At 46.3% G+C, this 25766-nt stretch carries 18 protein-coding genes; 10 read left to right on the forward strand and 8 right to left on the reverse strand.

The window, feature by feature from the left end; genetic code table 11:
* Together B092_RS0103755 and B092_RS0103760 are read right to left on the reverse strand one after the other, a co-directional pair.
* A partial coding sequence (locus B092_RS0103755) for an IS3 family transposase (RefSeq protein WP_018573908.1) occupies nucleotides 1-469 on the reverse strand: 469 nt, incomplete at its 3' end.
* 14 nt (nucleotides 470-483) lie between these two features.
* The gene (locus B092_RS0103760; protein ID WP_018573909.1) at nucleotides 484-762 is read right to left on the reverse strand and encodes a transposase; all 279 of its coding nucleotides are present in this window, start codon (nucleotides 760-762) and stop codon (nucleotides 484-486) included.
* 114 nt (nucleotides 763-876) lie between these two features.
* Between B092_RS0103760 and B092_RS13600 the strand changes: the two genes are divergently transcribed.
* The 4 genes from B092_RS13600 to B092_RS14930 all read left to right on the forward strand — a co-directional run bounded on the left by B092_RS13600 (nucleotide 877) and on the right by B092_RS14930 (nucleotide 2278).
* Entirely contained in the window at nucleotides 877-1143 is a 267-nt protein-coding gene (locus B092_RS13600; protein WP_332299383.1) for a cell wall assembly protein, read from the forward strand.
* Nucleotides 1127-1327 (forward strand): hypothetical protein, encoded by a 201-nt coding sequence (locus B092_RS0103770; RefSeq protein ID WP_018573911.1) that lies wholly within the window; start codon nucleotides 1127-1129, stop codon nucleotides 1325-1327. The genes B092_RS13600 and B092_RS0103770 overlap by 17 nt, the downstream gene beginning before the upstream one ends.
* Before the next feature lie 11 nt (nucleotides 1328-1338).
* A complete protein-coding gene (locus B092_RS0103775) occupies nucleotides 1339-1797 on the forward strand; it encodes a DUF2750 domain-containing protein (protein ID WP_018573912.1) in 459 nt (152 codons plus the stop codon).
* Nucleotides 1798-1930: 133 nt separating this feature from the next.
* Complete coding sequence (locus B092_RS14930; RefSeq protein ID WP_255313370.1) at nucleotides 1931-2278, forward strand: DUF1963 domain-containing protein; 348 nt, start codon at nucleotides 1931-1933, stop codon at nucleotides 2276-2278.
* Between the two features lie 90 nt (nucleotides 2279-2368).
* Here B092_RS14930 and B092_RS0103785 read toward each other — a convergent pair whose 3' ends face one another.
* Nucleotides 2369-3475 (reverse strand): glycerol dehydrogenase, encoded by a 1107-nt coding sequence (locus tag B092_RS0103785; RefSeq protein WP_018573914.1) that lies wholly within the window; start codon nucleotides 3473-3475, stop codon nucleotides 2369-2371.
* 218 nt (nucleotides 3476-3693) lie between these two features.
* Between B092_RS0103785 and B092_RS0103790 the strand changes: the two genes are divergently transcribed.
* From B092_RS0103790 to yaaA, 6 genes are all read left to right on the forward strand, one after another.
* Entirely contained in the window at nucleotides 3694-9639 is a 5946-nt protein-coding gene (locus B092_RS0103790) for an alpha-2-macroglobulin family protein (RefSeq protein ID WP_040608108.1), read from the forward strand.
* Between the two features lie 10 nt (nucleotides 9640-9649).
* Nucleotides 9650-11911, forward strand: coding sequence for a penicillin-binding protein 1C (gene pbpC / locus B092_RS0103795; protein WP_083907455.1), 2262 nt, complete (start codon nucleotides 9650-9652; stop codon nucleotides 11909-11911).
* A gap of 19 nt (nucleotides 11912-11930) precedes the next feature.
* On the forward strand, nucleotides 11931-12749 hold the full coding sequence (locus B092_RS0103800) for a carbon-nitrogen hydrolase family protein (protein WP_018573917.1): 819 nt from the start codon (nucleotides 11931-11933) through the stop codon (nucleotides 12747-12749).
* A gap of 91 nt (nucleotides 12750-12840) precedes the next feature.
* Complete coding sequence (fba, locus tag B092_RS0103805; protein WP_018573918.1) at nucleotides 12841-13905, forward strand: class II fructose-bisphosphate aldolase; 1065 nt, start codon at nucleotides 12841-12843, stop codon at nucleotides 13903-13905.
* A gap of 220 nt (nucleotides 13906-14125) precedes the next feature.
* Nucleotides 14126-15472: a serine--tRNA ligase gene (gene serS / locus B092_RS0103810; RefSeq protein ID WP_018573919.1), complete on the forward strand. Its 1347-nt coding sequence runs from the start codon at nucleotides 14126-14128 to the stop codon at nucleotides 15470-15472.
* Between the two features lie 42 nt (nucleotides 15473-15514).
* Nucleotides 15515-16303, forward strand: coding sequence for a peroxide stress protein YaaA (gene yaaA, locus B092_RS0103815; protein WP_018573920.1), 789 nt, complete (start codon nucleotides 15515-15517; stop codon nucleotides 16301-16303).
* 101 nt (nucleotides 16304-16404) lie between these two features.
* Here the strand turns inward: yaaA and B092_RS0103820 are convergent, their stop codons facing one another.
* The 5 genes from B092_RS0103820 to B092_RS0103840 form a co-directional block, all read right to left on the reverse strand.
* Nucleotides 16405-18399, reverse strand: coding sequence for a TRAP transporter permease (locus B092_RS0103820; RefSeq protein WP_018573921.1), 1995 nt, complete (start codon nucleotides 18397-18399; stop codon nucleotides 16405-16407).
* The gene (locus tag B092_RS0103825; RefSeq protein WP_018573922.1) at nucleotides 18347-18871 is read right to left on the reverse strand and encodes a DUF1850 domain-containing protein; all 525 of its coding nucleotides are present in this window, start codon (nucleotides 18869-18871) and stop codon (nucleotides 18347-18349) included. Before B092_RS0103825 ends, B092_RS0103820 begins: the two co-directional genes overlap by 53 nt.
* Nucleotides 18872-18917: 46 nt before the next feature.
* Nucleotides 18918-19916, reverse strand: a complete 999-nt coding sequence (locus B092_RS0103830) for a TAXI family TRAP transporter solute-binding subunit (protein ID WP_018573923.1) — start codon at nucleotides 19914-19916, stop codon at nucleotides 18918-18920.
* A 203-nt stretch (nucleotides 19917-20119) separates the two neighbouring features.
* Nucleotides 20120-21673: a succinyl-CoA:acetate CoA-transferase ScpC gene (locus B092_RS0103835; protein ID WP_018573924.1), complete on the reverse strand. Its 1554-nt coding sequence runs from the start codon at nucleotides 21671-21673 to the stop codon at nucleotides 20120-20122.
* A 274-nt stretch (nucleotides 21674-21947) separates the two neighbouring features.
* Nucleotides 21948-25169 (reverse strand): Rne/Rng family ribonuclease, encoded by a 3222-nt coding sequence (locus tag B092_RS0103840; protein WP_018573925.1) that lies wholly within the window; start codon nucleotides 25167-25169, stop codon nucleotides 21948-21950.
* Between the last annotated feature and the right edge of the window lie 597 nt (nucleotides 25170-25766).

The raw sequence follows: 25766 nt of genomic DNA on the forward strand, positions 1-25766 counted from the left end.
GATCAATTCGTGTGCTGGTTGACCAGCCAACAATACGGCGACTAAATAGATCTAACATCACGCAGAGATAGAGCCAACCTTCTTGCGTATAAATATACGTAATGTCAGTCACCCATACTTTATTCGGTTGGCTCACCGTAAATTGACGGTTTAGATGATTAGGAACAACGGGTAAGCGATGNTCTGAATCGGTGGTCACCTTGAACTTACGTGCAATCTTACAGCGTAAATTTTGTCGCTGTAAGCAACGTCCTACGGTACGTTCAGAGACCTTAAACCCTTGCGCTTGAACATCATGAACAATCGTAGGTGCACCTGCACGTGAGCGATGTTTCATAAATTCCTGATGTACCGCTTGTTGTAAAGCTGAGGATCTCACGGCACGTTGACGCCAGGCGTAAAAACCTGAGCGGCTCACGGACAAGACACTTAGCAGCAGAGCTAGCGGATAATGCCCCAAGTTCTCCATAATAAACGTGTACCTTAGCGACTTGGATTTTTGATAAAGTACACGTGCGCCTTTTTTAAGATTTCATTGGCCTGTTTGAGCTCCAATACTTCTTTCTCTAAGAGGCGAATTCTCTCTTGTTCTGTCGATAAGGGGCGCTTACTGGTGCCGCCATGCTGTTGACGCACCCAACGGTCCAAGGTAGATTCACCTATGCCTAAATGTTTCGCTAAGGCCGCAATCGATTGATCGCTATTGGCTAAGGCATAGCTTACTGCTTGCTGTTTAAATTCTGGACTAAAGCGTTTGGGCATGTTAATTTCTCCTGTGAAATAAGCATACGCTTTAGAGGGGGTGAATGTCCACTTTTTTGACTAGGATCAGATTACATTTTATTTTTAAAGGAAGCCAATGGGGGGGAGGGTTTTATCGGTGAGAACTATTTGATTTTGTGGAAGGCTGAGGAGCTTGGACCGTACAACCATGACTATCAAGTAGCGGAGTATGCACCGGGGATATTTTTGTTTGGTTCCAATGGTGGCGGCGAAGCCTTTGGCTTTGATACTCGTACTCACCCCTATAAAATTGTTCAACTTCCTTTTGTAGGGATGGAGCTAAAATATGCGCATTGCATTGCCGATAGCTTCTATGAATTGTTGGATAAAATGGGTAGTTTAGATGAGTCGTTATTTTGAACTAAGACGTAAAGAAAAAAATCGCTTGCTAGGAAGGGAGATTTTTGACATTAAGCCTGTTATCTTAGGGGGAGATCCTGAGGATATATCCAATAAGGCATTTCTAGCTCGAGAGCAACATATTCAAGCTGTTCGTTATTGGAATCAGTTAATCAACAAAATCGACCGACATGACATTAAATAGGTAAAAATAGAATGGAAAATTATTCAATAGATAGTAACGAAGAGCTCAATCAATTTCTTCAGGAAGTGGTTGAAAATGAAGCGGTGTTTGTGCTGCATCACGAAGAGACCAATGTAAATGCGTTGTGTGCCTCCATGGATTTTAGTGATGATGACGGAGAGGATTGTGCGGTCTTGTGCCTTTGGTCTTCAGAGCAACGTGCTGAGCGCTGTCAAGCCGCTGAGTGGCAGGATTTTGAGATTAAGCGTATTGATTTAACTGAATTTTTAGAAAACTGGTGCTTGGGCTTAGCGATGGATCAAGTGATTCCGGGGCTCAATTTTGACCAAGATTTACAGGGAATAGAGGAAGAAGCAATACACTTAGCTATCTTGATTCTTAATGAGTTAGAGCAACAGCAAAAAGAGCTGCCACTTGAAAAGTCTGCCAGTGTGGCTGAATATAAAAACGAGCTGACCTCATTACTCTAGTTTAACAGCCCGGTGTCTTAGTCAAATTGTCATAGTTGCGTATTAAGATGGTCACGGGGAATCTTGAGAAGGACTGGGGCAATGCTGGACAAACTGTTTACTTGAATACAGTAGTTGGTTAATTGATTATCCGCTGACAGATGATAAGTATGAGCGCTACTTAGACCTAATCGATGAATTAGAATTAGAGGTAGATCATAAGTTGCTTGGCCATTCTAAGAACATCCAAAAGGGGATGGAGTTGCAGTGTGAATTAGTACGCAATAATCTATCTTGTGGTTCTGCTGAGCTTATTAATGATCCGAGGGTGGTCGAGCTGGCTCCCGGACGCGTTGACTGGCAGCTACTATTTCAAATCTCAAGTTATGATGAAGATGATGTTCATTGGGCTAATGACGGGACATTGTATTTCTGGATCCGAACAGAGGATTTAAAGGCCAAGCGCTTTGAACAGGCATGGCAGATCTTGCAGTCATTTTGATCTTTGTCTGACTTAGCTTCTTATGTATTAAAGCCCCAATACAGTACCGTAGCGGGGCTTTAATCTTAAGACAGCAGTGATTTTTCTAAACTATTCGTCAAACCAGTCCCCTTGCTTGGATAAGCTGTCAAGTGAATACATAGCGGCAACGATATCTTCGTCACTCACCTTAAAGCCCATAGAGGACATGGTGTCATTCTCGCTATTAGCGATTTTAGCGACTTCTAATAACTGCTCTCTGCTCACATCCGGAATACCCAGTTCTTCAAAGCTAGTAGGTAAGCCGACATCTTGACAAAAACCGATAATTTCATCAATTTCGTCAAGAGGTCTGTTTTCTAAGACCATTTGAGTTAGTGCGCCAAAAGCAACTTTTTCACCATGCAATAAATCATGCAGTTCAGGGATAGCGGTCATGCCATTATGAATCGCATGAGCCCCGGCGATGCCACCACTCTCGAAGCCTAAGCCGGATAGGAGAGTGTTAGCTTCAATGACATTGCTGACTGCTTTAGTCAGTGCTTTGGCTTCTACGGCTTTAGAGGCTTTTAGGCCATCTTCTAAAAGTACGCGTAAACACAATCGGGTTAGTGCCAGAGCGGCTTGCGTGGCAAGACCGCCGGCCATTGTCGTTGAGTGAGAGCGACTATGCGCGTCAGCTTCATAATAAGTCGCTAGCGCATCACCCATGCCGGCAACAAAGAGCCTTACCGGCGCATTGACAATGAGTTCTTCATCCACAATGACGGCGCTAGGGTTGGTTTTTAAAAATAAGTAATGGTCAAATTCACCTTCATCCGTATAGATAACAGATAAGGCTGAAGTTGGTGCATCGGTTGAAGCGGCGGTGGGTGCAACATACACCGGTAAATTGCAATGGTGTGCAATGGCTTTAGCTGTATCAATGGTTTTTCCGCCACCAATGCCGACAATCACTGAGTAGCTGTCTTCTTTAATTTTGTCCAGGTGCTTTTGGATTTCAGTTTGGGAGCTTTCAGAACCAAAGGCTTCAAAATGATAGGCGACATTTTTTTCTTCATAGCTGCTGATAATGTCTGCTTTATAGGTTTCAGCGATGAAGCTGTCTACTAAAAGATAGGGTTTACCGTCACCTGCATTTGCCGTGTATTGCTCGAGTTTTTTGAGTAAGCCCGGGCCTTGGATGTATTTGCTTGGTGCTATAAAAATTCGTGTCATAGTAACTATCCTCATATAAGAAAAAACGTCAGTTGGTAGCCGTAAACCTTATAAGAACAGTTTAATCAGGCGGAATTAGGTGCACAAGGACCTAGATCAAATGAACACCATCTAGGGCTTTTTTTCATGCATTAGCTAGCTATCTACTTGTTTTTTTAATAACATAGAAAAAGCTTTCCTCCTATTCAGCGCACATTTCTCTATTTTCAGGAGCTGTTATGTCAAAACGCTTCAAATCACTGTCGTGTCGATTATCTCTTTTTGCCTTTTTCGGAGTAGCCATGTTGGGTGGCGCAGCTGGTGCTCAGCCTGCTGTCACGACTGTTGTGCCGTCAGATACCGTCGCTAAAGCAGATTTTGTACGGATCGGTTTTGATCAGGAGGTGATGCAGCTCGGCAGTGAGGTGGCAGATCCTTTTGTCGTGGAATGTGAAGGTGCTCGCGTTGAGGGCTCGGGCAAATGGCCTGATAATCGTATCTGGCAATATGATTTTGCAGACGCGATTGTTGAACCTCAAAACTGCCTAATACGCAGCAATCCTGAGTTTAGTGACCTTAATGGTGAGCGTTTAGAAGACAGTCAATATACCTTTACTACCGGTAGTCTACATGTCAGAGCGAGACCTTGGCCGGGGAGTGAGCCGATCAATGAAGATCAGCGGTTTATTTTGACGTTTAATGGAGTGGTGCCTGATGAGCAACTGGAGCAGCATGGCTATTGCGCCGTTGACGGCGTAGGCGAGCGCTTGCCGCTCAGGGTTTTGGCAGCGTCTGAGGCTGAACCTTACCTGGACATGGTATGGAGTCGTGACAATCCTGACTGGACTAAGGTGGTGCATTGCGGGCGTCGATTGCCGACCGATGCAGAAATGTCGTTGGTGTTGGGGGCGGATTTAAGCACGGAGTTTGAGCATCGCTTAGGTAAAACAGCACGTTTTGAGTATCAAGTGAGGGCTCCTTTTGAAGCTCAGATTCGTTGTCAACGATTACGCCAGGGCGCCCCCTGCATGCCGCTATCAGATATTCAGATTGGATTTAATGCCTTGGTGGATACCGAGCAACTAAAGCAACTGCGTTTACGTGTTAATGGTGAGTGGCGGGCACCGGATACGACAGGTGAACGTGACGGTTATGACAGCAACATTGCCAATGAAGCAGTGTTTAGCGGTCCCTTCCCGGAGCAAGCGGAGCTACAGTTGCAGGTAGCCGAAGGCTTCCATGATGATTTAGATCGTAAACTCGCTAATCTGGCGGATGTGAGTCAGCCTTTTACCTTAGATGAGTTTCCGCCATTGGCCAAGTTTGCTAAGCAGGCCTTTGGGATTTATGAGCTGTTTGAAGAGGCTGACGAGGCGGTTGCGGTGATTCCGGTGACGCAGCGTCGCTTAGCGCGCGATCAGCAAAGTGAGGCTAATTATTTAAATAGCTTAAGCACCAAAAATGATATCGAGGTGATGCGATGGCTCACACGCTTTTCACGTTTAGATGAACGTACTGTCGATACGACGGCGCTTCAAGATATTATGACTGACCGGGGCGAGGTGCGCTGGGGGAATCAAGACACACCGACGGTGGATACCCGTTCTATGTCTATTTTCAGTGCGGAGCAAGCAGATTTACAACAGGTTAAACTACCGCAGATGGCGAGTATGGAGGGTGGCGATGCGCAGGTCATCGGGATTCCTTTGGAGCGGAGTGGTTTCTATGTCTTAGAACTCAGCTCGCCCACGCTGGGTGGCGCCTTACTGGCTGACGAGAATGACCTGATGTATGTGCGTACAACGGCGTTGGTGACGAATCTTGCTGTACATATCAAATACAGTGCTGAGAACTTTTTGGTTTGGGTGACGCGCTTGGATACGGGTGAACCGGTCGCCAATGCGACGGTGAATATTTCAAGTTGCCAGGCGAAGCTGTTGCATAGTGGAGTGACTGACGAACAGGGTCGTCTTTATTTATCTCAAGCATTAGAAAGTACAGAGGCTTGTTATGGCTCAGATATCGGTGATTATTTTGTTTCAGCAAGCATTGATCAGGAGCATCCGGCAGCGCAAGGAGTCGAGCAGTATAGTTTTGCGTTGAGCAGTTGGACAGATGGCATCGAACCGTGGCGCTTTAATCTGAGCAATTATCTTTATCGTGACAGTGATCGTGGTCGTTTGGTAGAGCACAGTTTCTTTGACCGTCCTTTATATCAACGGGGCCAATTGGTTGCGATGAAGCATTATTTGCGTGCTCTGGATAGGTATGATTTAGCACTTCCTCGAAGCAGTGAATTGCCGGATAGGATTCGAGTGACTCATCAGGGGAGTGGCGATCACTATGATTTTAATGTGCAATGGCTTCCTTCACCGAGCGGTGGGCTGAGTGCGACGACTTATTGGAGTTTACCAAAGGGGGCAAAATTAGGACGCTACGGTGTCAGCTATTTGCGTCAAGGCAAAGAGGTGCTGCAAAGTGCCCAGACCTTTAGGGTGGAGGAGTTTAAAGTACCGTTTTTGACCGGTTCCATGCAGTTAACGGCAGATGGACAAGCGAGTTCATTAGTTGCCCCTGACTCATTAACTGTCGATTTACAATTAAACTATATTAGTGGCGGAGCCGCCGGCAATTGGAATACGGATGTGTCCGCCATGATTGGTGATACGGCGTTACGTTTTAAGCAGTATCCTGATTATCAGTTTGCAGCGACGTTGCCGGGTGAAGACCCCTTAGCTGTCGAGGAGGAGCCACAAACGGACAGAATTTTTTTAAAGCAACACGCCTTAGCGCTTGATGAGCAGGGCCGTGGTCATTTAGTGATCGAGGATACTCCATCGATCAAAAACGTCTCTAGAGTGCGTGTTGAAAATAGCTTTATGGACCCCAATGGTGAGCTTCAAACGATACAACAGAGTGCGGTGCTCTGGCCTGCCGATTTGGCGATAGGGATGCAGGTTGACAGTTTTGATCAGGGGGATGTGTCAGCACATATTGACCTTGTATTGCTTGATGCAAGTGGTAGCGCACTAGCTAATCATCTGGTGAGTATCCGAGCATTACAAACACATTATTTTGCCGTGCGTAAGCGTCTAGTGGGCGGTTTTTATAGTTATGACAGCAAGCAGCAAACCGAAGAATTGGCACAGGTCTGTGAGGGTCAAACAGACGCAGAAGGTAAGTTTTCATGCGAGGTAAACGAGCAATTTAAAGGTAGTATCACGTTTTTAGCAACGGCTGAAGATAAGCAAGGTCGTCTCGTCTCTAATAAGCAGAGTGCGTATTTTAGCGGTTGGGGTTGGTTGGGTTCGGCCGATCACGATCGTATTGATATCGTAGCTGATCGTAAGAGCTATCAGCCGGGTGATACGGCTACCTTGCAGGTACGTATGCCGTTCCAAAAGGCGACGGCCTTAGTGGCAATTGAGCGCGCCGGTATCTTAGAGACACAAGTGCATGAGCTAAGCGCTGACGATCCTAATATTCGTATTGAGGTAGATAGTTATTGGTACCCTAATGTATATGTCTCAGTTATAGCGGTGCGCGGGCGTGTGACCGAGGCGGATACAAATGAGACACGGGATCGAATTAACGGTTTAATTGATTTAAATAAGCCTAGTTTTCGCTACGGCATTGCGGAGCTTAAGATTGACGATCCGGATAAGCAGTTTGATTTGCAAATTACGCTTGACCAAGATAGCTATCAATTAAGAGAAACGGCCACTGCTAAGATTAAAGGGGTCTTGCAGGATGGCACGCCGGCCTCCAGAGCATCGGTTGCCTTAGCAGTTGTTGATGAAGCGTTGTTAGAGTTAGCTGAACATAATAGCGCTCATATCATTGACGGCATGCGACGCGAGCGAGGGTATGGCGTGACCACAGCAACGGCTCAATCCGAAGTCGTCGGGCGCCGTCACTACGGACGCAAGGCGGTCGCTGCTGGTGGGGCAGCCGCTGATTTTTCTAAGCAAGGCAGTACGCGAGAACTATTTGATACCTTATTGTTATGGCATCCATCAATCGAATTGGATGCCAATGGTGAGGCTACGATCCCTATCAGGCTCAATGACAGTATTTCCCGCTTCAAGGTGATTGCTGTAGGTGACTATGGGGTGGATCGTTTTGCTGAGGCGCAAGCTGAGTTTAGTAGTGCAAAAGACTTGCAGCTGATTTCCGGTCTACCGACAATGGTACGTGAGCAGGATAGATATGATTTAAGTCTGACCCTACGCAATACCACCGACAGAGTATTGGACGTTGTCGTTGGGGGCAGTAGTCGTGGTGCTTTAAATAAAACCTTAAGTAATCAAAAGATTAGCCTGGGTGCAAAGCAGTCACAAACCATTACTTGGCCCGTCGATATCGCTGCGCAGTCAACTCATCATGTGGCTGATTCTTTGGTGGATGATGCTAAGGAAGTGATTAATTGGGATTTCTTTGCTATAGAGCAAGTGACTGAAGCGAATGAAGCGATGGCGTTGGGTGATCGTATCCATGTCACTCAGAAATTGCAGCCCTTAGTTCCAATCACGGTACGTCAGTCGACGATGTTACAACTTGACGGTACAGCCGCGACTGGCACCCTGAGTTTGGGCTTGCCTGATCGGGCTTTAGCGCTGGATGGGCAGCCTCTCGGTGGTGTGACAGTGCAGCTGCAAAGCAGTTTATTGGGGCAAAGTGATGAGTTAAGGCAGTGGTTTGCCAGTTATCCCTACACGTGCTATGAGCAATTGGCTGCAATTGCAGTGGGCTTGGATGATCAAAAAGCGTGGGACAATCTGATGCTGGAGTTACCGCAGTACCTGGATTCTCAGGGGCTGGTGAAATATTTTCCTAGTGCGAGGATTAAGGGCGATACAAACTTAACAGCCCATTTGCTCAGTCTGGCGGTTCATAGTCAGCGTATTGGTCTCAACTTTGACATTCCGACAGAGTATAAAGAGCGTATGCTAAGGGGCTTGGAGGCGTCGTTTGAAGGGCGTGTGAACCACCCATATCCTCAAGAATTATGGCGCTGGAGTAGCCGATTAGCTGCGCTGACGGCCTTAGCCGAATACGGTCAAATAACATCAGGTGCCGCGCTCTCATTTTATGAGCAACACGATCAATGGACGATGAGTGATTGGATTAATTGGTTAATCATTGCCAAGCGCATAGAGGATCCAGCAATGGCTCAAATTGCCAATGAGGCAAAAGCTAATTTATTGACTGTATTAAGTCGAGAAGGGCAATTACTGGTTCCGCAGTCTAATGACTTAAGCAATACCTGGTGGAATATGTATAGTCGTGAAGCCAATCTCGCTAAATTACTCTTTGTCGTGGCCGATGATGAGAGCTGGTCGGCAGATATTCCTTATTTATTAAAAGGCCTGGTGAGTCTACAACTGGATAGCGGTCACTGGGGAACGACGGTTGCCAATACTTACGCTAAGCTAGCCATGAAGCACTATGCACTGACTCATGAAGTAGTGACTCCGGTCGGGCAGTTTGAAGCCGCGTTGAATCATGTCACATCAGATAGTGAGGCAGTCGAGTCATTGCGGGCAGAAATAACGGCAGAGAGTTTTGTCGACAATGACGTGATAAAGCTTGAACCGTTGTCTTGGGCAAGTAAAGAGGACAATCAACTAAGTTTAGATTTTGTTGGTGAAGGTAGTTTGTGGGCTACTGTCAGCGCGCATGCGGCAGTTCCATTAGTTGAAGCGAGCTATGCCGGCTATCAGTTAGATCGTCAGGTCTTGCCCGTGGTTCAGCAAATAGAGGGTCAATGGACGCAGGGCGATGTTTACAAAGTGCAGCTAACGATTCAGGCTAATTCACCAATGACGTGGGTTGTTCTTAATGACCCTATCCCTAGCGGTGCGACCATTTTAGGTTCAGGCCTAGGTCGTGACAGTGCCATTTTACAAGCGCAGTCTGCGCAAACGACTACTGATAATCAGGAGGAGGGTAAGGATTCTTATGATGACTGGCAACGTTGGCCAAGCTTTGTCGAACGTGGCAGCGATAGTTATAAAGTATATTATGACTATCTCGATCAGGGAGAAACAACACTTGAATATACGGTGCGATTGAATCATTCAGGAGAGTTTAACTTACCGCCGACACGCGTTGAGGCCTTGTACAATCCGGATGTGTATGGTGAATGGCCAAATAGCGACGTGTTTAACGTGTTTGCGAAGTAGCTAATGTCACATGATAAGCACCAGGATACAGGGCGTTGCCTCTAAGTCAAAACGCGCATTAAGGTATGGAGCCTATGGCCTGTTGGGCTTTGGCCTGTGCGTGGGTATAGGCTTGGTGATCGGACGGGTGGTATTGCAGCAGTCTGCCCCTGACAAGATGCCAAGCTTTGTCGATACGCGTACGGCTGCTGACTCCTCTTATATCAACGTCTTGGATCGGCAGGGTTTTGTTCTTGATAAAATTCGCCAAGATTTTACGATGCGACGAGGTGAATGGCTATCGCTGAGTGAGGTATCACCTAGTTTTATTGAAGCTATTCTCATTTCAGAGGATAAGCGTTTTTATGCACATCGGGGTGTTGATTGGTGGGCTTTATTTAATGCGACACAATACCATTTATTGGATAAGGTAAAAGGGCTTATTAGCCCGTCGGAACCGACAACGATGGGGCGTGGCGGTGCCTCCGGAATCTCTATGCAGTTGGCCTCCATGCTTAATTCAACTCTGCAAGCCCAAGGTGTTCGCAGCTATGAGCAAAAGTGGTATCAATTAGCCGCCGCTTTGGCATTAGAAGCGTCGTGGTCCAAAGAAGAGATACTTGAAGCCTATATTAACCTGTTGCCGTTTAGAGGGGAGGTGGTTGGTTTATCAGCGGCTGCAGAGGTCTTTTATGGTAAATATGCCTTTGGCCTCAATCCTCGTGAGTCAGCTCTTTTAGCTGCAATGGCTCGTGCACCGAATGCGCCAATGGAGCGTTTAACTGAGCGCAGCTGTGATTTATTAGAGAAAATGAATCATGCTGCTCAGTGCAATGGCTTAGCTTATTTTGTCAGCTACTATTTGCATTTGCCACATCCTGAGGTATTGGACCGTCATCATGATGCGCCACACATCGCACGATATGCCCGACAATGGGCCAACCTCAACGACAAGAAGGCAGTTCAAACAACCCTTGACGCTGCTTTACAAAGACACAGTCAAGCAGTGATCACATCGCACCTGAGGGAATTAAGTGATGAGTCGGTTCAGGACGCGGCGGTTGTGGTCTTAGATAATCATAGCGGCGATATATTAGCCTATATCGGTTCTTCCGCTACGATGAGTCACGCCGCAGAGGTAGATCATGTACGTGCCCCACGACAAGTAGCCTCAACCCTCAAGCCTTTTTTATATTCGCAAGTCATCGATGAGCGACGATTAACCGCAGCCAGTTTATTAAATGATTCGCCGATTAATTTATTAGCCGGTGAGGGCTTATATATTCCCCAAAATCATGATCGGCGTTTTGCCGGTTGGGTGAGTTTGCGCGTTGCTTTGGCGTCTTCACTTAATATCCCTGCGGTTAGGAGTATCGTGAGCCTCGGGGTAGGTGCTTTTTATACTAAGCTCAAAGAAATGGATTTGCCCTTAGAAAAAAATAGTGAGTTTTATGGCTATAGCTTAGCGTTGGGCGCAGCAGATATGGATTTATTAAGTCTGACCAATGCCTATCGCACCTTGGCAAATCGAGGCGTGTATAGCCAAGTGCAGTGGCACCGGCAGGAGCTCGTTGATGAGGTGAAGCGTCGAGTTTTTTCACCCGAAGCCGTGTGGATCATCGGTGATATCCTGTCTGATCGACAAGCCAGAGCTTATACCTTCGGACTGGATAGTGTATTGACGACACCTTTTTGGACAGCGGTCAAAACCGGTACCAGTAAAGATATGCGGGATAATTGGACGGTCGGTTGGTCTGAACACTATACCGTGGGTGTGTGGGTGGGTAATAACGATGGCCGCAGCATGCAGCAGGTGCTGGGGGTCAGCGGCGCAGGTCCGATTTGGCGTGATGTGATGCGCTATCTGCATCAGCAGCGCGATTCTCACGCACCATTAAGGCCTAAGCAAGTCGTGGCGACTAGAGTTCAGTTTGTCGGTGTGGATGAAGCGCCGCGCCAGGAGTATTTTTTAGAAGGAACAGAAATGCAGCGGGTCGTGGCGTTGACCTCGACAGAGCATTACACGAGTACTCGTCTTAAAATAGAAGCGCCGATCGATGGGACGATATTGGCGTTGGATCCGGATATCCCGCGTAATGCGCAAAAGCTGTATTTAAAAGCCACTATTCCGGCGGCAGACCCTAGAGCAGATACCATCAGCTGGTATATTGATGATATTCATATAGGTCATGGTGCCGGTAACTTCTGGTCACCACGTCGGGGCACTCATCGTATTACGCTAAAAGATGAAAATGCTAAGGTAGTAGATGAAGTAGTTATTTCAGTAAGATAAGCGATTAGGAGAATTATTTATGACTCACGCTACGTTAAAAGTCGCAGTGGCGCAGTTTCCGGGCACGAATAAAATCGAGGAAAATAAAAAGTATATATCCGAGTTGAGTCAGCAGGCTGCTGATCGAGGGGTTGAGCTATTGGTATTTCCCGAAGCTGCGATGTGCTCTTTTAGCTCTGATCTAGCGGACTTACAAGCCATAGCGACTGAGCATTCGCCGGCCTTCATTGAGTTCATGCAAGCTCTTGCGCAACAGCATAGTTTTGCCATTGTGGTAGGCGTATTAAGCGCTTCTGAGGTGACAGCAGATGAGCGCGTGGTTAATCAGTTGCTGGCCATTGATTTAAACGGTGAGATAATAAGTCGTTATACCAAAGTACATCTTTATGATGCCTTTAGTTTTAAAGAATCAGATAAGGTACAGCCGGGAATGATTTACCCTGATAATCGTGAACTCAGCTTATTTAAACTGAATGACTTTACGATCGGCTTAGTCAACTGCTATGACTTACGCTTTCCGGAGCTCTCCCGAAAGCTTGCCGTTGCCGGGGCAGATATCTTATCCCTAAGTGCTGCTTGGTTAGCCGGCCCTTACAAAGAAAGCCATTGGGAGGTTTTGTCTCGTGCCCGTGCGATTGAAAATACCTGCTATGTGTTAGCCTGTGGTCAAACCGGACCAAAAAATATCGGTCAAAGCATGATCATTGACCCGATGGGGGCGATACTGGCCGGAGCAGGTGAGGAACCGGGGTTGATCATACAGACGCTCACCAAAGAACGAGTGCATAAAGTACGGGAGATTCTGCCTTGCTTAGAAAACCGCCGTTATCATGTTTAGCTTGTAGTTAATCGGCATATGCGTTTTATCAACGTGCTAAAATTACCCTAGTTAAGAATCATTACTATTTAAATTTGTTTAGGAGAATTTGATGGCATTAGTCTCTATGCGTCAGTTATTGGATCATGCTGCTGAGCATGGTTATGGTATTCCTGCTTTTAACGTAAATAACTTAGAGCAGGTTCAGGCAATTATGGAAGCCGCTAAAGAAACTGATAGCCCGGTCATTATGCAGGCTTCTGCCGGTGCTCGTAAGTATGCCGGAGAGGGCTTTCTCAAGCACTTAATTCAAGCAGCTGTTGAGTCCTATCCTGAGATCCCGGTCGTCATGCACCAAGACCATGGTCAGTCACCGGATGTCTGTCGTGGTGCGATTGATTTGGGCTTTAGTAGTGTGATGATGGATGGTTCGTTAGAAGCCGATGGCAAGACCGTGGCTGATTACGAGTACAACGTTGACGTAACCCGTCAGGTCACTGAGATGGCTCACAAGCTCGGCGTCAGTGTTGAGGGTGAATTAGGGGTCCTCGGTTCGTTAGAAACAATGCAAGGCGACAAAGAGGACGGTCACGGTGCTGAGGGTACATTAACTCTTGATCAGTTATTGACCGACCCTGAGCAAGCCGTCGATTTTGTTAAGCGTACGCAGGTTGATGCCTTGGCCATTGCCATTGGTACGAGTCATGGTGCGTACAAATTCACGCGCAAGCCGACCGGCGATATCCTATCAATTCAGCGAATCAAAGAAATTCACGAGCGTTTACCTAATACTCACTTAGTGATGCACGGTAGTTCTAGCGTACCTCAGGAGTTGCTGGCTGAGATTCGTGAGTTTGGTGGTGATATGAAAGAAACTTACGGTGTACCGGTCGAAGAGATTCAAGAAGCCATCAAGCATGGCGTTCGCAAGGTCAATATCGATACCGATATTCGTTTGGCAATGACTGCTGCGGTGCGTCGTTTCTTAGCCGAAAATCCGTCAAAATTCGACCCACGTGAGTTTAATAAGCCTGCGCGTGAAGCCGCTAAGCAAATTTGTATTGCGCGCTACGAAGCGTTTGGTACTGCCGGTCATGCCTCTAAAATCAAGCCGATTTCTTTAGATGAGATGGCTGCGTTGTATGCTGCCGGTGATTTGTATCAAAAAACAATTTAATCTGTCATTGATATCGTGCGCATGGCCTGGCGCTAGCTAGGGCTAATGTGCATGATACAACCAGCAACCCCCAGCAATCGGAACATAATAGATCCGCTGCTTGGGGGTTTCTTTTTATACCTCACTAAGGTGTTAGCCTTGTTATAATTAGGCTTTAGTTAGGATACTTAAGCAACTAAGAATCACTGTATTAGATAATCACTCAATGGATAGAATGTAAATGCTAGATCTCGGATTGTTACGCAAAGACTTAGATAGTGTTGTGAGCGCCTTGGCTCGTCGAGGAGTTGAATTTGACGTGGCTCGTTTCAATGAATTGGAAGCACGACGCAAGGAATTACAGGTGCAGACGGAAAATCTTCAAGCCAGTCGCAATACACTTGCCAAAGAAATCGGCAAGTTAAAATCCCAAGGTCTTGACGCGTCCGATGTCATGGCAAAGTCCAAAGCCATTCCTGAACAACTCAAGGGGATGGAGGAGGAGCTTGCCACTCTACGCGAAGAGCTTAATGATATCCTGATGTCGACCCCTAACTTACCGCACAATTCAGTGCCGGTCGGTGCGGATGAAAACGATAATATTGAGGTACGTCGTTGGCTTCCTGAGCAGGACTTTGTCGCAGCGGATGTGATTCCTGCAGACTTGGGTTTTGAGGTGGCGGATCACGTGAGCTTAGGTGAAAAGCTGGGTTTGGATTTTGAGATGGCGGTGAAGTTATCAGGTTCACGATTTAGCTTTATGAAAGGGGGCGTTGCTCGCTTACACCGTGCCCTAGCGCAATTCATGCTTAACTTGCATACCTCTGAGCATGGTTATGAGGAGTGTTATACACCGTATATCGTTAACAAAGCCTCTCTTTACGGTACCGGTCAATTACCTAAATTCAAAGATGATATGTTCTGGGTTACCAAAGGTGGTGACGATGAGGAAGCGAGCGAAGAGCAAAAGACAAAAGAAGAGTTATTCTTAATTTCTACGTCTGAAATCAGCTTAACCAATTCCGTACGTGATGAGATTTTAGATACTGCGGAGTTACCAATCTGTCTGACAGCTCATACACCGTGCTTCCGTTCTGAGGCCGGTAGTGGGGGGCGTGATGTACGGGGTATGATTCGTCAGCACCAATTTGATAAAGTGGAAATGGTGCAAATCGTGCATCCGGATACTTCCTATGATGCTCTGGAGGCGATGGTCTCTCATGCAGAAAAGGTCTTGCAGCTATTAAAATTACCTTATCGTGTGATTACCCTTTGTACCGGTGATATGGGTTTTGGTGCTGCCAAAACATACGATATTGAGGTGTGGGTACCTTCACAAAATACTTGGCGCGAGATCTCTTCTTGCTCCAATACAGAGGCTTTCCAAGCCCGTCGTATGAATGCTCGTTATCGCGTTAGCCAAGGCAAAAACGAATTTGTCCATACGCTAAATGGTTCCGGTGTGGCAGTTGGTCGTGCGCTTGTTGCTGTCATGGAGAATTACCAACAAGCTGACGGCAGTATTGTTATCCCTGAGGTATTAAGACCTTATATGGGCGGCCTTGAGGTGTTGGTGCCAAACGCTTAGGCAGCACAAATCATTTAGCTTAGTAAGCAAAGGATTTTATACATGTTATTTTTACTTTCACCAGCAAAGAAATTGGATTACGACAGCCCGTTGGCGGCTGATTATCCCTTTGAGCAGCCGCTATTTGTCGAGCAAGCGGTTGAGTTGATCGAGGTGTTAAAAACCAAAACTGAGCAAGACATCGCTGATTTGATGAAGCTTAGCGAGAGCTTGGCTGCACTCAATGTTGAACGCTATCACCAATGGGAGCCGACCTTTGACCAGACCAATTCGCGTCAGGCCATTCTGGCTTTTAATGGCGACGTCTACGAGGGTCTCGAAGCTCCCACATTAACTAAATCGCAGCTTGAATGGACTAATGAGCACGTGTTTATTCTGAGTGGTTTGTATGGGGTGCTAAGACCGATGGATTTAATGCGTCCTTATCGTCTAGAGATGGGTACGCGTTTAGAGACAGACAAGGGCAAAAACCTCTATGAGTTTTGGGATACGCAACTTGCTGAATTTATTAATCAGAGTTTAGCCAATCACAAGAATCAAGTAGTCGTAAATTTGGCCTCCGAGGAGTATTTTAAAGCGGTTAAGAAAAATGCACTTAACTATCCTGTTGTTCAATGTGTTTTCAAAGAAGAGCGTGACGGTGTCTATAAAATCATTAGCTTTAGTGCGAAACGCGCGCGCGGTTTGATGTGTCGCTATGCCATTGAAAATGAGATTGATACAGTAGATGGTCTAAAAGACTTTGATTTAGAGGGTTATACATATGATGCTGCCACCTCTACCGAAGACAGCTTAGTGTTCTTAAGACCAGATCAACGAAAAGCTAAGTAAGTCATCTATTTGAACCACAAAAAAGCCAGTCACTTAAATTAACAGTGACTGGCTTTTTGCTTGTGATTGATATATTAGGCGTCTCGTCTAATTAGTTATAGTTAGGCCACGGCTGTTGTACTTTGACGTTTTGCTCGCATGATATTGAGAGCAAAAAGAGCAGCAACAATCACAATACCGATAATATCCGTCACTGTTTCAGGGATGATGAGCATCAAACCACCGACGGCCATGAGGATACGTTGCCAAACGGCTATATGTGTTTTGAAGTAACCTTCTAAAGCTGCAGATAAGGCGGTGACACCGACAAGGGCAGTCACTGCAACCGATGCGATATTGAACCAATGTGGTTTAGCAAACTCGCGAGCTGTCACCACGATCTCTCTGGTGTCTAACATCAACATATCCGGGTTGTACACGAACATGAAAGGTACGATAAATCCGGCTAATGCTAATTTTAGTGATAAAAACCCTGTTTTCATTGGGTCACCACCCGCAATACCCGCTCCGGCAAAAGATGCTAAAGCCACTGGTGGCGTAATATTGGCAAAAATACCAAAATAGAACACAAATAAGTGTGCCACAATGACTGGTACCTCAAAGGTTGCTAACGCCGGAGCAACCATGGTTGCTGTAATAATATAGGCAGGGATAGATGGTAGACCCATACCTAGAATCATTGAAGCAATCATTGTTAGAATCAAGGTGAGGAATAGCGAACCGGAACCCAGTGAAACAATCAGTGAGGTCATGACATTACCAAAGCTGGTTAAGTTAACCACACCAATCACAATGCCGACGACAGCACATGCCGCCATGACCGAGAGAGATTGTTTAGCCCCGTCTTGTAGTGCAGCAAAAATATCTTTGATACCCATGCGAGTTTCCGGACGGATCCAACTGACAAGCACCGTAATGCCAATCGTATAGGCGGCGGCATAACCGATTGGAATAGACTTAGCTAGCATGACAACCAGTGCGATGATAGGGAACAGCATATGGCCACGCGCTTTCATGACCTCTTTAACACGAGGTAAATCAGCTTTTGGAACACCTTTAAGATCATCTTTACCGGCACGGAAGTGTACTTGGGCGAGCACGCCGAAGTAATATAATAACGCAGGTATCAACGCCGCTAGCGCAATGGTACTGTATTTAACACCGGTTGTTTCTGCCATAATAAAGGCACTGGCCCCCATGATGGGCGGGAGTATTTGCCCGCCAATCGAGGCGCTGGCCTCGACGGCACCGGCGAAGTTACGGCTATAACCTATTTTTTTCATTAGAGGAATGGTAAAAGCACCGGTTCCGACAACGTTGGCGACAGCTGAGCCATTAATACTGCCCATGAAGCCGCTGGAAATAACCGCTACTTTGGCTGGTCCACCTTGATGACTTCCTGCCAATGCAAGGGCTAAGTCGTTAAATAACTGGCCCATGCCCGAACGCGCTAAGAATGCACCAAACAGAATAAATAAGAAAATAAAGCTGACTGACGCACCTATCGCTGTTGAGTAAAGACCTTCAGTTTTGAGATAGAGTTGACCAAAAATATCACCCAAATCATAGAGGCGTGTTGCTAAGCGATCAGGCACAAATCGCATGTGACTATAAAAAGGGTAGCTCAGAAAGATAAGCGCAAATATAGGCAGAATCCATCCCGTGATACGACGGCCCATTTCTAACACAACAATAACAGTCAATATCGCCATTACAATATCGGTGGTATTAGGAATACCGCCACGGATGGTCATAATGTTTTGATATTGGACGATTAAATAGAACATGCTAGCCAAAGCGGCGGCGACCCAGAGCCAATCAAACCAGATGATTTTAGAGCGACTGCTGGACTTTGCAGGTGGATAAACTAAAAAGATTAAAGCAGCACCAACGCCGACGTGAATCGCTCGGGTCAGCAATGTCGGCATGGGGTAAAAGGTAATATAAAGGTGAAATAGAGAATAAAAGGCCGCTGTGCAGGCGATGAGTATGCGGACAGCTTGGTTACCCGGATTGCGAGTTACCGATTCTCGGTCAAATTTCTCAAGAATTTTCTGACTGCTCGTGGTAGTCGTCTGAGAAGTATCCATAGTCATAACAGTTGTTTCCTAACCAGAAAATAATACGTGCCACTCGTGACGGTTGAATTGTTATTTCAGTGTAATCAGGCACTTGGTTATAAATAGTCCAGGTGCCATTGGAGGTTATTAGTTTACCCTGCATATTGCGTGAGACGATCCAATGCAGTGAGGGTAAAACGACTTCTGACGCTAAACCGACATAGCCTTCAGGTGCTTCAATCACGTTACCAGAAGAAGGGGTGCCTGCACCGAAGGTTTGCATGTAGCTAGCGCTTAGAAATAAATTTCCCGAAGATAATTGATAATACTCTTGCCAGTCTTGAAGTTCGACAGAATGTCGCCAGTGCAAAATAAATGTAGTGTCTTCTAAATAACAAAAACTATCTTCAAATGAAATTTTTACTCGCTCTTGTGGCCACAAAAGATAGCCTAACATGCATAAGGTGAGCACAAAGAGCGCGCGTCGAGCATTAAATTTAGAAGTCATAACGATGTCTCTCGGCAGAGCCGAGAGACTAGGGCGGTGTTATGGATTACTCAGCGGTAACTTCATCATAGTACTTTTGAGCACCAGGGTGAAGAGGTGCAACAGCACCTGATTTTGCGAATTCTAAGTTAATGCCACTAGCCGCTTGGTGTGCAGACTCAAGACGAGGTAAGCTCTCAAAGAACGTCTTAGTTAGCTTGTAAACATCATCCTCAGTCATGTCTTTATGAACGACTAAGGCATTTTGAATCGCTGCAGTAGGAACGTCTTCTGCATTACCGTAAGTCCCTTGCGGGATAGTTAGGGAGACAAAGAACGGTTTATCCTGAGCAATCTCGGCGATACGATCAGCTGGGATTTCAACGATCTGTAGGTCAAAACTTTGCTGAAGCTCCATAAGCGACGCATTAGGTAGGCCGCTGGTTAGGAAGGCTGCATCGATACGACCGGATTTAAGAGCGTCTGTTGCCTCAGCGTAACCTAGGTAGTCTACACTCAAATCATCATAAGTCATGCCGAAACCGTTAATAAGGTTGCGAGCATTTACTTCAACGCCTGAGTTTTGATCACCAACAGCTACACGTTTGCCGCGTAAATCGTCTAGCGTTTTAATACCGGAACGCTGAGAGGTGACTACTTGAACGTAGTTTGGATAAAGCGCAGCAATTTGTTGTACTTTTTCGATTTTGTTAGGGAAGCTGTTTTCACCATTGATTGCGTCAGTTAACACATCGCTCATGACGAAAGCCATTTCAACTTTATCTTGATTGAGTAAGTTAATATTTTCAACGGAAGCGCCGGTGGTTTGTGTTTTTGAGTTAACACCATATACCTTGCTGTATTCATCAGCTAATGAAGTAGCAATGATGTTATAAGGACCTGAAGCGCCACCTGTGGCGATAGTTACAAAGCGGCTTTCAATCTTATTGTCAGCCGTTTGGGACGCTTCATTTTCAGTCGCTGTGGACGTGGTGTTGTTGCTATCATCAGAGCAAGCAGATAAAGCAAAGGCAGCAGCTATTAGTAGTACGGATTTTTTAATCATAAGTCCTCTCTAAAGATGTAATGAAATACTTTGAACCCCGATGGTGAACGAGTTTATTGAATAAATGGCATTCTTAGCCAGCTTGTGATAGTAACGTATTTTTTAGAAAAAAACAGTTAATCACTTGGCGCGTGAGCTAAAAACAGGTCGCTTATAAAATAAATATAAACGACCTGTTTTATATTAGCTAATCAAAATGCGGATTATGCACCTTTAGCGACATCTTCTTTTGCAATTTTCATGCTGCCACTTTCTTGGAAGCGAGCGTGCCAGCTGAGCGCCTCATTTAATAGATGAGGTGTGTGGCCGGAGTTTTCCTTGCACGCACGCTCGAAGTAGGAGCGTAATTCATCGCGGTAATCAGGGTGCGCACAGTTCTCAATGATGCACTCTGCACGCTGACGTGGCGATAAACCGCGCAAATCAGCAAGACCCTGCTCAGTAACAATAATCTGAGAGTCATGCTCAGTATGGTCGACGTGTGAAACCATCGGCACGATACCTGAAATATCACCACCTTTGGCAATGGATGGTCGTACGAAGAAGCACATATAGCCATTACGAGCAAAGTCGCCTGAGCCGCCAATACCGTTAATAATATTGCTGCCCATGACGTGGGTGGAGTTGACATTACCGTAAATATCAGCTTCTACCATGCCGTTAATGGCTATCACACCAATACGACGGACCACTTCAGGGTGATTACTGATTTCTTGAGTACGTAAAATAATACGCTCTCGATAAAAATCAATATTATCAAATAGCTCACTAAAACCCTGACGGCTTAGTGAGAGTGACGTAGCGGACACATTGACTAACTTGCCGGATTTAATCATGCTGAGCATGCCGTCCTGAATGACTTCCGTGTAAGAGGTCAAGTTTTCAAACTTACCCTCGTTTAGGCCGGCCATAACAGCATTGGCAATATTACCTACACCGGACTGGATAGGCAGCAGGCTTTCCGGCAAAACACCTTTATTTACTTCTTTTTCGAGGAAATTCAGTATGTGCTCAGCAATTTTCTTCGATGATTCATCAGGTTCGGTAAAGTTGTTGTCGCGGTCCATGGCATTTGTTTCGACAATTGCAATGACTTTTTCTGCCGGGCAGCTGAGATACTTTTGACCAATACGATCAGATACATCAGTAATAGGAACCGGTTTGCGATGCGGGGGTAATGCAGTACCGTAGTAAATGTCATGCATACCATCCAGCTTTTCGCTAAGTGCGTAGTTGACCTCTAAGATGACATGGTCTGCTTGGTCGATCCATGTCTTGTTATTACCAACTGAGCATGCTGGAATGAGCGTGCCGTCTTCATTGATTCCTACGACCTCAATAACAGCAATATTTAACTTGCCATAGAAACCAAACCAAGCGTGCTGTGCCACGTGTGACAGGTGAGTGTCCATGTAGTGCATTTGGCCGGTATTGATTTTCTCACGACATACCGGGTCGGATTGGTAGGGTAGACGCATCTCAAGGCCATCAACCTTTGCTAATGCACCGTCTAATTCAGGGGCAGTAGATGCGCCGGTCCAGACACTGACTTTAAACGGGTTGCCCTTAGCATGCTCTTCATTGATACGGTCTGCTAATGCCAGGGGGATAGCTTTAGGGTAACCGGAGCCGGTGAAACCACTCATACCAATATTGACGCCGGAAGGGATTTTGGTGACAGCCTCCTCAGCCGACATCACTAGCTGATGATACTCCTTATGTTTGATGCGTGATAAAGACTCAAACGTATTACTCATCTCTTAATTCCTAGTCTGACGGATATGTCCTCATAAACAGATCCGATTTTTTATTTGTTTAATTAAAAAAATGCCGACCAAAATGATCGGAGCTCAAAAAATATAACATAATTAAACAAAGTCAAGACAAAAAGATGACAATCATTAGGTGCTTCGTTTGATATTTCTTAAGATATACTTTTGCTCAGACTAAGGAAATTAGCTTAGCGACAATAAAAAAAACCGATGCCTAAAAGTAGGCATCGGTTATTGAAGTGAAGAAGAACAGTGGGTGTTAATCGACGGTTTCAACCTGAATTAACTCACTTGTCTCAAGTACTTTGGCTGCTTTGCGAGGGCGCCCCAGTTTAACTGGCGCAGTTGCAGAAGCATCAGTGTTTGCAGTTGCTTTGGTTTCAATCATGTGTAAACCGGCATCGGCAATCACTTTTTCAAGATTTTCAGCAGGTTGCTTTGCTGTTGTCTCGCGCTTGTCGCTTGCTACTTCTTCTGTCGCAGCCATAGCCACGGGCGCAGCTTCTTCAGTATCGGCTTTTGTTTCAACGACGTCTCGAGTTGGCGCAGGTGCCTCGACCTTGGCAGTTGTTTCGACTGTGCTTTGCTCAGCAGGTAGTGGATTGGATTCGATCACTTGGCTTGGCACAGCCTCGGTAGTCTCTACAGATTCGGTGGTCGATGTAGGCTTTACCTCGATTGATTTAACAGGCGCGGCACTTTCGGGCATTGGTGTAGCCGTAGACTCGACAACCGGCTCACTCGCAACAGCTAATGGCGCTTCAACCTCAGTCACAGGAGCTGACTGGTCGTGCTGAGTGATGGTGTCGAGATCGATTTCACCTTTAGCGATTTGCTCAGATACTTCCTCGTAGTCATGGTTAGGTGTCTTGAGCATGACTTCGTTGGGAACAAAAGGCAAGGTTGTCGTAGCGCTTGCTGCATTGTCTTTTTGCGGACGGCGGTTACGATTGCTATTGCGATTTTGACGACGACGAGAGTCCGAGTGAGTTGATTCCTCTTGTGAATCACTCTGAGCTTCTGCTACGGCATGGTTTTTAGCGCGTTGGCTGACTTCAGCCGTCTTGCTTTCAACGGCAGGCTTAGGAGTAGCAGAGCGCGCATTGTTATTTGCTTCAGTCTGCTCTTGAACCTGAGGCGTCTCAACTGCTTGAGTTGTCGCTTGCGGCTGTTGTACTTCTAAGTCGTCACGCTGCTGTTTGCTATCACGCTGTTGCTGCTGGCGTTGCTCACGAGACTCGCGCTGCTGACGGCGTTGCTGACCTTTGTCGTGTTGTGTTGCCTGCTGTTGAGCACGATCTTGTTGGCTTTGATTTTGTGGCGACTGAGCTTGGCTTTGGGCGTCTTGCTTCTGGTCCTGCTGTTGTGCCTGATTGCGATCGTCCTGTCGGGCAGGTTGACGACGAGAGCGTCTGCTCTGTTGCTTATTGCCTTCTTGGTTTTGCTGATTGCGCGTATTGGCATTGCGTCTGTTATTAGCCGTCTGACCCTGTTGGTCTGCCTTTTGCTCATTGCTTTGATCTAGCTTTTTAGCACGTTGTTGACGGCGCTGATTTTGCTGTTGAGTGCTTGCCTCCTCGTCTTGCGGCTGAGACGTGCGCTTCGCATTACGTCGTTGGTTGCGTTGACGTGATTGGCGTTGTGACGAGTCGGCAGTGCGCGCTGCTGACTTATTGGCAGTAGGAGTTCTTCTGTGTTGAGTCGGTTTTTCTTCAACCTTTTTGTCGTACTCGCCGTTTGGGCGTACAAAGAAAGACTTAATGCGATGTAAAAAGCCTTTAGGTATGACGCGCTCAGCTACTTCTGCAGCAGCCGTGCCGGCTGAATTAACTGCAGCCTTAGCGGTGGTTACCGGCTTTGGTGGAACAGGCTCGCCATGAGAGATGCCTTTAACAATCGCTACTTGCTTTTTCTCTTGCTCTTCAAATTTGGCTTTTTGCTCACGCCATTGGATAACGGAATCAGGAACCGGCATCAATTCAACGCTGGATTTAGGATCATCTAAACGACTATCATCGTGGCGTAGGCGCTCAATATGATGATGAGGAGTTTCTAAGGCCTTATTAGGAATCAGCACGATGCGGACATTGAGACGATTTTCAATTTTTAGAATGTCTTGACGCTTTTCGTTTAATAAGAAGGTCGCGACATCTACCGGAACTTGCGCGTGTAGGGCAGCGGTATTTTCTTTCATCGCCTCTTCTTGGATCAGACGGAGAATATTTAGCGCACTTGATTCGACATCACGAATCACACCGGTACCATTACAACGTGGGCAAGTGATGTGTGAGCCCTCGTTGAGTGACGGACGCAAGCGCTGACGCGATAACTCCATAAGACCAAAGCGGGAGATCTTGCCCATTTGTACGCGAGCACGGTCAAAATGTAAGGCTTCGCGTAGTTTTTGTTCGACTTGTCGCTGGTTTTTGCTGTCGTCCATATCGATAAAGTCGATAACAATCAGACCGCCCAAGTCACGTAGACGTAATTGACGTGCTACCTCTTCTGCTGCTTCCAAGTTGGTACGTAGTGCAGTTTCTTCAATATCACCGCCACGCGTTGAGCGTGCTGAGTTGACGTCAATGGCGACCAATGCTTCGGTGTGGTCTACAACAATTGAGCCGCCGGAAGGTAATGACACATTACGTGCATAAGCGGTTTCGATTTGGTGCTCAATTTGGAAGCGCGAAAATAGGGGAACGGCATCGCGGTAACGCTTAACCAGATTCACATTGTCGGGCATCACGTCTTGCATAAAGGCAGTCGCCTGAGCAGTGATTTCGTCCGTATCAATCAGGATTTCAGAAATGGCAGGTGAGAAGTAATCACGAATCGCACGAATAACTAAGCTGGACTCCTGATAAATGAGGACCGGAGCAGGGTGTTGTTGAGCGGCATTATCAATCGCCGTCCAGAGTTGGAGTAGGTACTTGAGGTCCCAATCCAATTCCTCAGTAGAGCGTCCGATGCCGGCGGTGCGAGCAATCATGCTCATGCCCTGTGGCAGGTCCAATTGCTCCATGGCTTCTTTGAGCTCTTGACGGTCCTCGCCCTCGATGCGGCGTGAGATGCCGCCACCGCGTGGGTTGTTGGGCATTAAGACTAAATAGCGACCGGCTAAAGAAACAAAGGTAGTTAGGGCGGCCCCCTTGTTGCCACGCTCTTCTTTTTCGACCTGAACTATCAGCTCTTGGCCTTCTTGAAGTGCATCTTGAATACGGGCAGTGCGAAGATCGACGCCCTCTTTGAAATAGCTGCGAGCCACTTCCTTAAACGGTAAAAAACCATGGCGCTCGTGACCATAGTTAATAAAACAAGCCTCTAGGCTGGGCTCGATGCGGGTGATGACACCCTTGTAGATATTGCCTTTGCGCTGCTCGCGGCCTGCGGTTTCAATATCAATGTCGATCAGCTTTTGCCCATCGACAATCGCAACGCGTAGTTCTTCTTGGTGCGTTGCATTAAATAACATGCGTTTCATGTTCTAAACTCTCCGAAAAAATGCCACAGCAATATATATGATTGCTGAACCACCCGGACAGAGTTGTTGCGGACTTGATGATGCTGTGAATAAATAACAGCTAAAAATTTTGAGTGCTTTTGTTTTTATTGTTTCAACGCAAAGCGACGAGTTCTAGCCGCCCGAACGCCCCATATTGTGTATGTGCGCCTAGCGGTTAGAATGGTCATTAATACTTAGATGTGTGCCAAACTCGAATGACTCTCATCAAGCTACCTAGGGTATTTACAATAAAATAAACAAACAAAAAGCTTAGTTTTTATTAAAACGCTAAACCGACTTATACAAACATACAATCTAAGTCGGCTTATTTAAAATATTTATAGCCCAAATCGGTCTATAAAAAGAAATTCTGTACTTTCACTTAACAATCAACAACTATCATCTGTATAGGCAATTAGGCTGTGGGCAGGAGGTTAAATACTGCCGCATCAAAACAGCTTAATGCTTGCAACGATGATGACCACGGACAACTCAAAAAGAAAGCGGGACTCAGTCTAAATGCTCTGAAGCTCAACCGTAACAACTAGGGGAAATGGTGCAATGACCTATTTTACT

It is taken from the genome of Oligella ureolytica DSM 18253 (assembly GCF_000373745.1).
GTDB classification, from domain to species: Bacteria; Pseudomonadota; Gammaproteobacteria; order Burkholderiales; family Burkholderiaceae_B; genus Oligella; species Oligella ureolytica.

Coding starts and splice junctions, on each gene's coding strand:
- B092_RS0103760 (WP_018573909.1), bottom strand. CDS start 762: ATGCCCAAACGCTTTAGTCCAGAATTTAAACAGCAAGCAGTAAGCTAT.
- B092_RS0103770 (WP_018573911.1), top strand. CDS start 1,127: ATGAGTCGTTATTTTGAACTAAGACGTAAAGAAAAAAATCGCTTGCTA.
- B092_RS0103775 (WP_018573912.1), top strand. CDS start 1,339: ATGGAAAATTATTCAATAGATAGTAACGAAGAGCTCAATCAATTTCTT.
- B092_RS0103785 (WP_018573914.1), bottom strand. CDS start 3,475: ATGACACGAATTTTTATAGCACCAAGCAAATACATCCAAGGCCCGGGC.
- B092_RS0103790 (WP_040608108.1), top strand. CDS start 3,694: ATGTCAAAACGCTTCAAATCACTGTCGTGTCGATTATCTCTTTTTGCC.
- pbpC (WP_083907455.1), top strand. CDS start 9,650: ATGATAAGCACCAGGATACAGGGCGTTGCCTCTAAGTCAAAACGCGCA.
- B092_RS0103800 (WP_018573917.1), top strand. CDS start 11,931: ATGACTCACGCTACGTTAAAAGTCGCAGTGGCGCAGTTTCCGGGCACG.
- fba (WP_018573918.1), top strand. CDS start 12,841: ATGGCATTAGTCTCTATGCGTCAGTTATTGGATCATGCTGCTGAGCAT.
- serS (WP_018573919.1), top strand. CDS start 14,126: ATGCTAGATCTCGGATTGTTACGCAAAGACTTAGATAGTGTTGTGAGC.
- yaaA (WP_018573920.1), top strand. CDS start 15,515: ATGTTATTTTTACTTTCACCAGCAAAGAAATTGGATTACGACAGCCCG.
- B092_RS0103820 (WP_018573921.1), bottom strand. CDS start 18,399: ATGACTATGGATACTTCTCAGACGACTACCACGAGCAGTCAGAAAATT.
- B092_RS0103825 (WP_018573922.1), bottom strand. CDS start 18,871: ATGACTTCTAAATTTAATGCTCGACGCGCGCTCTTTGTGCTCACCTTA.
- B092_RS0103830 (WP_018573923.1), bottom strand. CDS start 19,916: ATGATTAAAAAATCCGTACTACTAATAGCTGCTGCCTTTGCTTTATCT.
- B092_RS0103835 (WP_018573924.1), bottom strand. CDS start 21,673: ATGAGTAATACGTTTGAGTCTTTATCACGCATCAAACATAAGGAGTAT.
- B092_RS0103840 (WP_018573925.1), bottom strand. CDS start 25,169: ATGAAACGCATGTTATTTAATGCAACGCACCAAGAAGAACTACGCGTT.